This window comes from Novosphingobium sp. ST904 (assembly GCF_001298105.1).
Classification (GTDB): Bacteria; Pseudomonadota; Alphaproteobacteria; order Sphingomonadales; family Sphingomonadaceae; genus Novosphingobium.
In genome coordinates this window covers 1-12,174 of record NZ_LGJH01000135.1, presented here as the reverse complement: position 1 = coordinate 12,174, position 12,174 = coordinate 1, and the positions used below count along the sequence as shown (strand labels likewise).

The 12,174-nt window shown below is 67.3% G+C and carries 7 protein-coding genes and 4 pseudogenes; 6 read left to right on the top strand and 5 right to left on the bottom strand.

The window, feature by feature from the left end:
* Positions 1-39: 39 nt before the first annotated feature.
* The 3 genes and pseudogenes from ADT71_RS35575 (at position 40) to ADT71_RS09480 (ending at position 3,735) form a co-directional block, all read left to right on the top strand.
* Positions 40-1,294 (top strand): annotated as a pseudogene (locus tag ADT71_RS35575) (MFS transporter).
* The gene (locus tag ADT71_RS09485) at positions 1,291-2,307 is read left to right on the top strand and encodes a LacI family DNA-binding transcriptional regulator (RefSeq protein WP_054436431.1); all 1,017 of its coding nucleotides are present in this window, start codon (positions 1,291-1,293) and stop codon (positions 2,305-2,307) included. The pseudogene ADT71_RS35575 and the gene ADT71_RS09485 overlap by 4 nt, the downstream one beginning before the upstream one ends.
* A 102-nt stretch (positions 2,308-2,409) precedes the next feature.
* Positions 2,410-3,735: an amidohydrolase family protein gene (locus ADT71_RS09480; protein WP_054436397.1), complete on the top strand. Its 1,326-nt coding sequence runs from the start codon at positions 2,410-2,412 to the stop codon at positions 3,733-3,735.
* On the opposite strand, the gene ADT71_RS09475 is transcribed toward ADT71_RS09480, so the two are convergent.
* Positions 3,707-5,044, bottom strand: a complete 1,338-nt coding sequence (locus ADT71_RS09475) for a sugar MFS transporter (protein ID WP_054436396.1) — start codon at positions 5,042-5,044, stop codon at positions 3,707-3,709. The two genes, ADT71_RS09480 and ADT71_RS09475, sit on opposite strands and share 29 nt — an antisense overlap.
* A gap of 401 nt (positions 5,045-5,445) precedes the next feature.
* Between ADT71_RS09475 and ADT71_RS09470 the strand changes: the two are divergent.
* Positions 5,446-6,439, top strand: a pseudogene (locus ADT71_RS09470) (LacI family DNA-binding transcriptional regulator).
* A gap of 4 nt (positions 6,440-6,443) precedes the next feature.
* On the opposite strand, the gene ADT71_RS09465 reads toward ADT71_RS09470, so the two are convergent.
* Together ADT71_RS09465 and ADT71_RS09460 are read right to left on the bottom strand one after the other, a co-directional pair.
* Positions 6,444-7,760: an NAD(P)/FAD-dependent oxidoreductase gene (locus ADT71_RS09465; protein WP_054436395.1), complete on the bottom strand. Its 1,317-nt coding sequence runs from the start codon at positions 7,758-7,760 to the stop codon at positions 6,444-6,446.
* Positions 7,761-7,844: 84 nt separating this feature from the next.
* A complete protein-coding gene (locus tag ADT71_RS09460; RefSeq protein WP_054436430.1) occupies positions 7,845-8,531 on the bottom strand; it encodes a glutathione S-transferase family protein in 687 nt (228 codons plus the stop codon).
* 231 nt (positions 8,532-8,762) lie between these two features.
* On the opposite strand from ADT71_RS09460, the gene ADT71_RS09455 reads away from it, so the two are divergent.
* A complete protein-coding gene (locus ADT71_RS09455; protein WP_054436394.1) occupies positions 8,763-9,542 on the top strand; it encodes an IclR family transcriptional regulator in 780 nt (259 codons plus the stop codon).
* A 112-nt stretch (positions 9,543-9,654) separates the two neighbouring features.
* Positions 9,655-10,059, top strand: a complete 405-nt coding sequence (locus ADT71_RS09450) for a hypothetical protein (RefSeq protein ID WP_054436393.1) — start codon at positions 9,655-9,657, stop codon at positions 10,057-10,059.
* Between the two features lie 12 nt (positions 10,060-10,071).
* Here the strand turns inward: ADT71_RS09450 and ADT71_RS09445 are convergent.
* Together ADT71_RS09445 and ADT71_RS32055 are read right to left on the bottom strand one after the other, a co-directional pair.
* A pseudogene (locus ADT71_RS09445) lies at positions 10,072-11,624 on the bottom strand (MFS transporter).
* Positions 11,625-11,693: 69 nt separating this feature from the next.
* Positions 11,694-12,174: pseudogene (locus tag ADT71_RS32055) on the bottom strand (hypothetical protein); the annotation flags it as partial.

The window sequence follows — 12,174 nt, the reverse complement described above, 5'->3', positions numbered from 1 at the left end:
CCTTTTGCCATCCCGGGCGCAGTGCCATAGATGCCTCACATGTCGCGCACCGCCCCACCCGTTCTGCCGTCCGATGCGCAGGAATCCCTCGTCAGGCGGCTGTTCTGGCTTTCGATCGGCGTGTTCTTCATCGGCGGCTTCCTGAGCGCATCCGTCAGCCTGCTGGTGCCGCAGCTCAAGGCGGTGCTGGGGCTGGACTACAAGGGCGCGCTGCTCGTCCAGCTTGCTTTCCATTCGAGCTATCTCCTGTTCGCCCTACCGGCGGCGCTGGCGGTGGTGCGAATCGGGTACATGCGGGCGATCGCCATCGGCCTGTCGGTCATGACGGCGGGATGCCTGTCGCTGGCGCTGGCGCAGGGGATGCGGCAGTTCCTGCTGGTACTGGGCGCGCTGCTGCTGCTTTCGGCGGGCAGACGGTCCTGCAGATCGCGTCCAACACCGTGGTCACGGTGATCGGGCCGTCTCGCGGGGCGGCGGTGCGGCTCAACCTGCTGCAGGGCTTCAATTCCCTGGGCACGGTGCTGGGCCCCGTGCTGAGCGCGCCGTTCCTGCTGGCGAACATCACGCCGGGGGATCGGGGCGGCGGAACGGCATCCGTCCCGTTCGTGGCGATCGGCGCGGTGCTGGCGGTGCTGTCGGCCCTCTATGTCGGCCACCGCGCCCTGCTGTCGGCGGCGCCTGCCGGCGCGGGCAGGATGCTCCCGCCGGACTGGTCGCGGCAGATATTCTCCGTCCTGCGCGTCGCCGGCTGCGATGGGGGACGGCGGCGATCTTCGTCTATGTGGGCGCGGAAGTGACGATCGGAACCCTGATGACGAACGTGCTGATGCTGCCCGAACGCCTGGCGCTGGAACCGGTCAGCGCGGGGAGGCTGGTCGGCCTCTACTGGGCCGGCGCCATGGTCGGGCGCTTCGCGGGCGCGTGGATGCTGACGCGCATGGCCGAGGCGCGCCTGCTGCTTTACGCCGCGCTGGCGGCGATCGCGCTGACTGTGGCTGCCACCGTGCTGCCCGGAGCGGCAGGCGCCGCCGCGCTGATCGCGGTGGGGCTCTGCAACGCGATCATGTATCCCACCATCTATGCCCTGGCGATGCCGCAGGACAGCCGGCAGGCGCCGCTCGCCTCGATGTGGCTGTGCATGGCCGTGGTCGGCGGAGCGGTGGTTCCGATCCTGACCGGGGCCGCCGCCGATGCCGCGGGCCTGCTTCCGGCCTTGCTGCTTCCGGCGCTGTGCTATGCGGGGATCGCGGGGTTCGCGGGCATGTGCCGGCGGCCGAGGGAGGTGGCGGCATGAGTATCGTGACGATCAAGGATGTCGCCGCAAGGGCAGGCGTTTCGCCGAAAACCGTGTCGCGCGTCATCAATGGCGAAGCGCATGTCCGCCCGGAACTGCGTGATCTGGTGCAGCGGATCGTGGCGGAGCTGGACTACCGGCCCAATGCCTTCGCCCGCAGCCTTTCAAGCTCGCGATCCTATCTGCTGGGCCTGTTCATCGACGATCCGGTGTCCGGCTATGCCGCCGATGTCCAGCACGGCGCCCTGATGGGCTGCCGCGCGCGCAGCTATCACCTGGTGGTGGAGCCGGTCGACCTTGCCGCGCCGGACTGGGCGCTCGAAGTGCGCGCCAGCATTGCGGCGCTGCGGCTGGACGGGGCCATAGTCGCTCCGCCGATCTGCGACGATGCGGCGCTGATGGCGATCTTCGCGGAGGCAGGGCTGCCCACCGTGCTGGTCGCCCCCAGCAAGGCCCCCGCCGGTTCCGGCACGGTGCGCATGGACGATCGCGGCGCGGCGCGGGAAGTGACCGAATACCTGCTGGGCCTCGGCCATCGCCGCATCGGCTTCGTGCAGGGGCCGCTCAGCCACAGCGCATCGGCCCGGCGTGAGGAAGGCTTCCGCGCGGCCATGGCGGCCGCCGGCGTCGATATCGACGAGGCCAGCGTGGTGCGGGGAGACTTCACCTCGCGGTCCGGGTTGGAACTGGGCGAACGGCTGCTGGCGCTGAAGGACCGGCCGACGGCGATCTTCGCCTCCAACGACGATATGGCGCTGGGCGTGCTCATCACCGCCATGAAGCACGGCATCGCCGTTCCCGAAACGCTGTCCCTGTGCGGGTTCGACGATGCGCCCTCGTCGCGCGCGGCGTGGCCGCAATTGACCACGGTGCGCCAGCCCAAGGCGGAAATGGCGGCGGCGGCGGTGGATATCCTCGTCGATCCGCAATTCCGCCGCACCGCCGGGGGAGAAGGTTCGCACCTGATGCTGCCGCACGAACTTATCGTCCGGGGCAGCACCGGACCGGCCTGAGAGCAGCGCGGCGGCGCGAAAGCCATTGACGGTCCGCCCGCGCCGCGCAACGTTGATTTATCGGCAGATCTGGCTTCGATTCAGGGGGATATGATGGGGGCAATGGGTTCGGTGAAACGTGCGGCGGCGATCGCATGCAGTGTGCTGGCGCTTGCCGCCGGCGCGTGTGGCAGCGCGGGCGCGAAGGATATCGTCATCCATGCCGGCCGCTTCATCGACGGCACCGGTGCGGCCGCGCGCCAGAACGTGTCGATCCTGATTACCGATGAGCGCATCACCGCGATCCAGCCCGGCTTCGTCACGCCGCAAGGCGCCGAAGTGGTGGACCTTTCCGGCAAGACGGTCCTGCCCGGCCTCATCGATACGCATGATCACATCACGGCGGGGTGGCATTCCGGCGATCCGATCCGCAACAGCGTGACCCGCAGCGCTTTCGAGGATGCGATCGAGGCCACGGTCTTTACCCGCGACACCCTGCTGGCCGGGTTCACCTCGGTGCGCGATTGCGGGGCCGATACCCAGGTGGTCGTCGCGCTCAGGAAGTCGATCGAGGGCGGCGTGGTTCCCGGTCCGCGCATGTGGGTTGCAGGCACCCCGCTCGGCCCGACCGGCGGCCACGGCGATGCGGTGAACGGCCTGCGGGTGGAATTCGCCGATATTCCCCATGTCAGCGACAATGTGGTCGATAGCCCCGAATCCGCCCGGCTGGCGGTGCGGCGGCTGAAGCGCGAAGGCGTGGACCTTATCAAGATCATGCCGTCTGGCGGGGTCATGTCCATCGGCGACGATCCCCGGCACCAGCTGATGACGGACGAGGAGATCAAGGCGGTGATCGACACCGCCCACGCGCTGGGGATGAAGGTGGCTGCCCACGCCCATGGCAAGGAGGCGATCGACCATACCATCGAGCTGGGCGTGGATTCGATCGAGCATGGCTCCTACGCCGATGCGGCAAGCTACAAGCTGTTCAAGCAGCACGGGACCTATCTCGTGCCGACGATGCTGGTCGGCGAGCGGGTCTACCAGCGCGCGAAGGAGCATCCCGAGCAGCTCAACCCCTCCACCGCGGAAAAAGCGCTCGCCATTGCGCCGCTGCTGCGCCGCAACCTGCACGATGCCTATGCCGCGGGCGTGAAGATCGCCTTCGGCACGGATACCTTCGGCCTTTCCCGGCACGGCGAGAATGCGCAGGAATTCGCGCTGCTGGTAAACGCGGGGATGACCCCGATGGACGCGATCAAGACGGCGACCGGGAATGCCGCCGACCTTCTGGGCAGCACCGATGTCGGCACGCTGCAGGCTGGCCGCTATGCCGACGTCATCGCCGTGGACGGCGATCCGCTGGCCGACGTCAAGGTACTGGAAAACGTCGGCTTCGTGATGAAGGGCGGCGCGATCGTCAAATCGGCGGGAAAGCCCCTGATCTGAGGGCTTCCGTTTCGGGAACCGGGGCAGGTCGCCGGGCGGACACGCCGAACCCGGCGATCACCGCGTAGCACAGCGCGGGGAGAACCAGCGCCATGCCCAGGTTGCCGCCGGTCAGGTCTGCCAGCGCCCCGGTGGCGAGCGGCACCAGCGCGCCGCCGCAGATCGCCACGTTGATGATGCCCGAACCGTCCGCCGCGCGGGCGCCCAGCTTCTCGCAGGCGAGGCTGAAGATCGTGGGGAACATGATCGAGTTCATCAGGCCCACGGCCAGCAGCGCATAGCCCGAGACGGTGCCGGTGCTCGCCACCGAAAGCGCGAGCAGGGCGATGGCCGTGAAGGCATTGACGGCAAGCACCCGTCCGGGATCGAGGACGCGCAGGACGGCAGAGCCGATGAAGCGCCCCAGCATCGCACCGCCCCAGTAAAGCCCGATCAGCTTGCCGGCGGACCTTTCCGGCAGGGCCATGACGTGGTCCTGCATGAGGTAGCTGACGATCAGCGACCCGATGGAGACTTCGGCGCCGACGTAAAGGAAGATGCACAGTGTGCCGAAGCGGAAACGCGGGCGCTTCAGCAGGTCGAACCCGGCGAATCCTGCATGGTCGCCGTGCTGCTGCGGCGGCAGGCGGTTGCGGAAGGCCCAGACGGCGGCGATGACGAGCGCGAGCGCGCCGGCAATGGCAAGATAGCCGTGGACGATCGCCTGGCTTTCGGCGCGGCGATAGGCATCGAGCGCGGCGCCGGAAAGGTCGTGCGCCGAAACGGCGGCAAGGCTGCCCAGGATCAGCACGGCGCCGGCGATCGGGAAGATGGTTGTGCCCAGCGAATTGAAGGCCTGCGCGAAGGTCAGGCGCGAACTGGTCGTTTCCGGCTTGCCCAGCAGGCTGATGAGCGGGTTGGCCACCACCTGGACAATCACCACGCCCGCCGCGAGCACGAAGTAGGCGGCGAGGAACAGCCAGTAGGTGGCGGTCTGCGATGCCGGAATGAAGGCCAGGCAGCCCACGATCATGATCGCCAGCCCGGCCGCTGCCCCGCGCATGTAGCCGATCCGGCGTACCAGCATCGCGCCGGGAATGCCGATCACCGCATAGGCCGTGAAGAAGCAGAACTGCACCAGCATCGCTTCGGTGTAGCTGAGCGTGAACAGCTCCTTCAGCTTGGGAATGATGACGTCGTTCAGGCTGGTTATGCCGCCGAAGATGAAGAACAGCGCCATGACGAAATAGCGCAGCTCCGGCGCGTCGACATGACCGCCGGGGGTTTCCTCGCTCGGGTCGGAACTTGTGATCGCTGACGTGAAGGCCATGATTTTTGCTCGACTCGCGCTGCCGGGCGCGTTCCACGCGCCAATTCAGGGATGAAGGGTGGGGGTGAGGACGCGCGGGCGTCCGGGGCGATGGTTCAGCCCGAGCCGGTGTCGGCTGCCGTGGTGAGCACCGCGATATCTCCCATGTCGTTCTTATTGGTTTGTCATCCCGGGTGCGATCGATTCGCCTTTCGGCGAAAGGGCCGCACCCGGGATTCCAGCGCTGTCGGCTTTGGAGGAGATGACAACGTTGTACCGGATGATTAGCGTGCAATGCGCGATCGATCAAGGCAATCCTGCAGGGAGGAATTCACGGTGCGATTGTGCGGCGATCCCGGAGACCGGCCGGGAATTTCCGTAAAACCATTCTCAACCGCAATCTTGTGTGGCAAGGCCTGCAAATGACCAGCATTCGTGACGTTGCTGCCGCGGCAGGCGTATCCATCAAGACCGTGTCCCGCGTTGTCAACAAAGCGCCGAATGTGAGCGAGGATCTGCGCACGCGGGTGACCGAAGCGATCGACCGGCTCGGCTACAGGCCGAATCAGTCGGCGCGCCGCCTGGCCGGGGGGCGCTCGTTCATGCTGGCCTTCCTCTACAACAACCCCACCCCCGGCTACACTTCCGCAATCCAGGTGGGGCGCGGCAAACCGCTGCCGCGAACTGGGCTACCATCTCGTCGTCGAACCGATGCCGCTGTCCGGTGACGAGCGCTTCGAGATCCTCAACCGGCTGGTGGCGGCGCTTCGGCCCGACGGCGTATTCGTGGCCCCGCCGCTGTCGGACGACAGGGCGCTGCTGCAAAGGCTTTCGGAACTCGACTTGCCCTGTGCGCGGCTGGCGGGATCGCTGGTGACGGAAAGCTTCAACATTCCCACGCCGGAGCGGGCGGCGGGGCGGATGATCGCCGATCACCTGATCGAACTGGGGCACCGCCGGATCGGCGTGATCGCGCCGCCAGCGGACCACCGCGCGGCGCTCGCCCGTGTCGAGGGTTTCCGGGACGGGCTGGAAGCAGCGGGCATCCCGGCCGGGGACGTCCGGTTCGTGCCGGGCAGCTTCGATTTCGATTCCGGCCTTCGCGCCGGGGAGCAATTGCTCGCCGGCGAAGCGCCGCCCACCGCGATCTTCGCCACGAACGACGCCATGGCGCTGGGCGTGCTCACATATGCGCATCGCACCGGGCTGAGCGTGCCGGATGACGTGTCGATCGTCGGCTTCGACGATACGTCCGCCAGCGCCACCACCTGGCCGCCGCTCACCACGGTCCGTCAGCCGCTGGAGGAGATGGGGCGCGCCGTCGTGGATGCGCTGGTGGGCGCGCCGGACGAAGCGCCCGTGTTCCGGTTCGAGCTGGTCCGGCGCGAAAGCAGCGGGCCGGCCCCCACTGGCTGACGATCTAGTGTAGCTTCAGGCGGGGGCGGACGATGCGGTTGACGTGGCTGACCGCGATCAGCGCCGAACCCTTGATCCAGCCATGGATCGCCAGCAGGTGCATCCGGTACAGCGATAGGTAGATGAACCGGGCGAGCCGCCCTTCCACCGCCATGCGGCCGCCCACCAGATTGCCCATGAGCGTGCCCACGGTCGAGAACCGGCTCAGCGACACCAGCGAACCATGGTCCTTGTAGACGAAATCGACGAGCGGCTTGCCTTCCATCGCGCGTTTGAGGTTCGCGAAGGCGGCGTCCGCCATCTGGTGCGCCGCCTGCGCGCGCGGCGGGATCGGCCGGTCGCGGCCCGGCAGGATGCAGGAGGCGCAGTCGCCGATGGCGAAAATCCTGTCGTCAGTGGCGCTTTGCAGGGTGGGGCGGACCACGATCTGGCCCGATCTGGCAAGTTCCAGCCCGCCAAGGCCCTCGGCGATGGGCTGGGCCTTCACGCCCGCCGCCCAGACCTGAAGGTCGGCGTCGATCCGCTCTCCCGAGCGCGTGACCATTCCTTCGGCGGTGGATTCGACGATGGGCGTATCGACAAGGACGCGCACCCCCAGCGTTTCCAGTTCCTGATGCGCGGCTCCGGCCAGCCGGTCCGGCAATTGCGGCAGGATGCGGGGGCCGGCTTCGACGAGAGTCACGTCAAGGCGGCCCCGGTCGAACACTTCGAGCCCGTAATATCCCAGTGCATCGGCGGCGTTGAACAGTTCGGCGGCCAGTTCCACCCCGGTTGCTCCGCCGCCGACGATCGCCACCTTGACCCGCGCATCGCTGGCCGGATCGGCGGTCATCGCGCGCGAGACGCGCAGGCACTGGTCCAGCAGCTTGTCGCGGAAACGGTCGGCCTGCGCGCGGCTGTCGAGGAAAGTGCAGTTCTCGGCAACACCGGGCGTGCCGAAGTCGTTGGTGACGGAGCCGAAGGCCAGCACCAGGTAATCGTAGCGGATCGAATGCGGGGCAAGCACTTCGCGCCCCTTTTCGTCCTGCACCGCGGCGAGGTGGACGCGGCGGTTCGTGCGGTCGATCCCCGAGAGCGTGCCGTAGAAATAGCGATAGCCCCAGCGGTGGCAGTGGCTGCGATAGCCCACCTCGTCGAGATTGGCGTCAAGCGAGCCGGTCGCCACCTCATGGAGCAGCGGTTTCCAGATATGCGTCCGGTTGCGGTCCACCAGGATGATGTCGTGGCGCTTGCGGCCGTAACGGGCGCCGAGCTTGGCGGCGAGTTCCAGTCCGGCGGCACCGCCGCCGACGATCACGATCTGGGTCTTGCTCGGGAGCAGGGGGCATTCCTTCCGCGCAGGTGTTGCCCCGCTCCTATGGCACAGCGGCGCACGCCCTAGAAGTCCTTCCGCAGGCCCGCGAACTCAGGCGTAGCGATAGGGGCCGCCCGCCGCCAGCGCGGCCTGATAGGCGGGGCGCGCATGGATCTTTGCCAGCCAGGCCGTCGTTGCCGGGCGCGAGGCGTCCAGCCCGGCCCGGTCGCGCGCGGCCTCCAGCGGGAAGCTCATCATCACGTCGGCGGCGGTGAAGGCATCGCCGGCGAACCAGGGGCGGGAGGCGAGTTCGCTTTCCACGAAATCGAGGTGGACGTCGATCATCGGCTGGACCTTCTTCTGCGCGAAGCCGCCGACCACCGGGATCATGCCGAGCACCAGCTTGATGAGCAGCGGCGGCATGAGCGAGCCTTCGGCATAGTGCAGGTAATAGCGATAGCGCAGCGCGGCCTCCCGTGCCTCCGGCGCGCTTGCGCCTTGTGCCTCCGGCACAGCCCCGATTTGTGCCTCCGGCACACCCAGCCTCCCGTCCGCCTTCCCGACGAGGTATTCGATGATCGCACCGGTTTCGGCGATGGTGAGAGGCCCGCCCCCGGCATCCTCGTCGACGATGACCGGCGATTTGCCGAGCGGGTGCACCGCGCGCAGTTCCGGCGGGGCGAGCATCGTCGCCTTGTCGCGCGCGTAATGCACCACGCGGTAGGGTAGGCCGAGTTCCTCCAGCAACCAGAGGATGCGCTGCGAGCGTGAATTCTCCAGATGGTGGACTGCGATCATCGGTCTTTCCTCCAGCGGGCGCCGGGTCATGAGGCGCCGCGATCATAACGCGGGCGGCGCAACAAGGTGCCGCGCCGCCCGGTGGCCGGCATTTACCGCCATGGCGGGCCAACCTGCCGGGCGCCCCATTGACGGTGGCGCCGGACGGTATAGAGCTTGGTGGAACAATTGGAGTCACGTCCCGCAAAGTGGGCATCCCAGGGGATGAGTCTCTCCGGAAAGACGGGAACTATGACACCTCGCGACGATAAACCCGAAGTCGAGGTCAAGGGCACGCAGACGCTGATGCGCGCGCTCGACATCATGGACGAAGTGATCGGCGGACCGATCCGCGCCGCCGACCTCGCCCGCAAGCTGGGCATGAGCAAGACCACCGCACACCGGCTGGTGCAGGCGCTGAAATCGCGCGGCTATCTCTCCGTCACGAACGACGGGTTCGGCCTTGGCCCCAAGCTGCTCGAACTGGGCGTGATGGCCACCGAGCAGATCGACTATGTGCGCGTGGCCCGCCCCTTCATGGAAAAGCTTTCGGAAGAGACCGGCTTCTGCGTCTTCGTGGGCAAGCGCGAGGGAGACTGGTCCCGGCACCTTGACCGTGTGACCGGCCGCCAGCGCCTGCGCGTGGCCACCGCGCCGGGCGATCGCCGCCCCATCGCCGAAACCGGCCTGGGCAAGGCGTTGCTGCTGGATGAGGATGAAAAGATCTGGGAAGACCTCTACCGCGACGCCAATGGCGGCAAGGTCCCGGCGAAGGCGGTGAAGGAATACGTCGCCCTGATGCGCGAGCACAAGGCGCGCGGCTATGTGCTCCATGACAGCGAACTGGGTGACGGCGTGCGCTCGATCGCGGTGCCGATCCGCGACGCGCGGCGCCAGATCTGCATCGCGATCTCGATCGCCAGCGCGGCCCACTACCTCACGGACGACATCGTCGACGATCTCGTCGCCGCCATCGTCGCCACTGCGGGACAGATCGGCGCAGCGGTGGGCTATCGCGCGCCGCGCGGATAGGGGCGGGCAAGCAGCGGCGTTCGCACAGTTCGATCGGGGCTGCGCCGAATTTATCCATGCCGCCAAGGGGAAGCACATGCGCTTTATTGGGTTGCTATGCGCCGGGCTCGTCATGAGCCTGGGCCTGACCGGAGCCGCTCCGCAGGATCGCGCCTATACCGAGGGTCAGGTGTGGGAATATCGTACCCGCCCGCAAGACGCCGGCTCGCTCCTGAAAATCCAGAAGATCGAACGCGAGCCGGAATCGGCAGGATTGCCCATCGTCTATCACGTCAGCATTATCGGCCTGCATTTCGAAGGGTTGCCGGTCGGCGGTGAACTGCAGCACGCACCGTTCTCGAAGTCCGCGCTGGATATGAGCGTGACGAAGCTGGCCTCCGCCAACCCGGCCTTTCCCGACGCCGGGCCGGGCATGGCGCAATGGAAAGAGGCCCGTGGCGGCGTCTTCACCATCAGCGTTGCCGACGCGGTCAGTTTTGTCGAACAGGCGATGCGGAGCCAGTCCGCGAACGACTAGGTCGTAAGCTTTTCAAGCCCCGGCGGGTTTGCCGACTTCGCTGCCGCATTCATCGTGCCGGACCAGCGAATTGCGGCCCCAGAGCTGGTCGTAGCGCCAGCCCGACAGGTCCTCCACCACGGCCTGCGCCTCGGGGCTGGTCGGCGTGCGGGCGCCCGAGCGCAAGTGTTCGATCTCGTGCATCAGCAGGCGTGAGTTGCGGGCGAAAGCCGGAAGCGCAGCGAGACGATCACCCCGAAGACCAGCATTCCCACGGTCCCCAGCCCGAGCAGCACCGCGATGGTGCGGATCGCGCCGTCGGACTGCTGCGCCGCGCCGGAAACGAAGCCGCCGGCCTGCATCACGAAGCCCACGCCCGCCACCGCGGCCGCCTGCGTGGCCTTGCGCACGAAAGTCATGACGCCTGCGAAGCTGCCTTCGCGGCGGGTGCCGGTGACGATCTCGTCCACGTCGGCCATGTAGTTGTAGGTTGCCCAGGGGATGTAGTTGAGCGCGCCGCGCCCCAGCCCTGCCAGTCCGATCGACAGCCAGATCGTATGGCTCGTTGCCGTGATGCCCATGGCCCACAGCCCGATCAGGGTGAGCGCGCCCGCGCCGAAGCTGGCGGCGGCGATCTGGTAGGCCCGGCTGGGAGAGGCGCGCAGGGCCATGTTGATGGCGATGATGACGGCCACGAACTGCACGATGTACATGGTGCCGAGCAGACCGGAGGCGATCGCGGTGGTGCCTGCCAGCGCGAAGATCACGAAGAAGGTGAAGGCCGCGTTGAACACGTCCTGGCTGATGTAGCCACCCAGGTACATGCCCAGATGCAGGCGGAAGGCGCGGATGCGCATGGTGGAGAACAGGTTGCGGTAAAGCGCCTTCAGCGCGTCCAGCGGGCTGGCCGAATGGCGCTGTTCGGCGGGGAGGGGGACACCGCCCGGCATGTGACGTTCCCAGCTGAACAGATAGAGCATCGCCGCCGTCACCATGAACAGTGCGGCGAAGATCAGGCCCATGTAGAAGAACGTGTCCGCACTGTCCCGGCCCAGCGCCTCGATCAGCCAGAGCGGCAGGAAACCGGCGAGGATCGCCGCGGCCTGTCCGAACAGGATGCGCCAGCCCGCGAACTTCGCCTTGGTGCGGTAGTCGCTCGACATCTCCGCGGCGAGGGTCTCGAACGGGATGATCTCCATCGCGTAGACCAGTTCGAACAGCACGTAACTGACGAGGTAGTACCAGAAGCTCTGGCCCGGCAGCCACATCAGGCCGAAACTGGGCAGGAGCGGGATCGCGGCGAGGATGAAGAAACGCCGCCGCCCGAAACGGCGGCCCAGCGCGGTCGTGCCGAAGTGGTCGGAGATATAGCCGATCATCGGCGATGCAAAGGCATCGAGCACGCGCGCCACGGCGAAGATGGTGGCAGCCTGCCCCGCCGAAAGCCCGCAGAATTGCGTGTAGAAAATGAGCACCCAGCCCGAGATGACCGCCATCGACCCGGCCCCGAGCACGTCGTTGGAGCCATAGGCGAGGTAGTTTCGGAGGCGCACGGGACGCACGGCCGTATCAGGGCTCTGGGGCACTACAGGATCCTTCACCGTCTTGTTCTTCGCGCGGTTCGCCTTCGTGGGCGGACCGATTGGTTTCGACTATTAAGTCGGAGTAATTGTCTTGTCAGCAGGTATGAAACGAATGGCCTCGATCTTCACGGCGGGATCGCCGGCTTCGAGCGAAACCTCATGGCGACCCGCGCCGAGCGTTGGGGCGAGCGGCATGGCGATGCGGTTGTCGAGCACGGCCATGGCCCAGTCCCGGTCGCCGGTGCGGCGCGGAATTTCGAGGGTCTGCGCCGCGCCGTCGATGCGGACGGTGAGACGCAGCACGTCTCCGTTGTCGGACGGATAGGCGGGCAGCAGGTCGATCACGGCGCGCCAGTTTCCGGCAGGCAGGGTGACGGATGCGCGCGCCGGGGCGGAAGGCGAACCGGCGGCGAGAAGCGCGCCGTTACGCCCGAGGCCGTCAATCAGCCGCCAGCCTTTTGCGCGGGTGAATGCGTCCGGCCGCAAGAGCGGGAGAGGCGCGGCGGGGGAGGGGGCGGCGCCGGCATCATCCCATCCGGTAGTCGAGGCCGCG

Bases quoted from the DNA above. Each gene is read 5' to 3' on its own strand.
- ADT71_RS09485 (WP_054436431.1), top strand. From the start codon at position 1,291: ATGAGTATCGTGACGATCAAGGATGTCGCCGCAAGGGCAGGCGTTTCG.
- ADT71_RS09480 (WP_054436397.1), top strand. From the start codon at position 2,410: ATGGGTTCGGTGAAACGTGCGGCGGCGATCGCATGCAGTGTGCTGGCG.
- ADT71_RS09475 (WP_054436396.1), bottom strand. From the start codon at position 5,044: ATGGCCTTCACGTCAGCGATCACAAGTTCCGACCCGAGCGAGGAAACC.
- ADT71_RS09460 (WP_054436430.1), bottom strand. From the start codon at position 8,531: ATGATCGCAGTCCACCATCTGGAGAATTCACGCTCGCAGCGCATCCTC.
- ADT71_RS09455 (WP_054436394.1), top strand. From the start codon at position 8,763: ATGACACCTCGCGACGATAAACCCGAAGTCGAGGTCAAGGGCACGCAG.
- ADT71_RS09450 (WP_054436393.1), top strand. From the start codon at position 9,655: ATGAGCCTGGGCCTGACCGGAGCCGCTCCGCAGGATCGCGCCTATACC.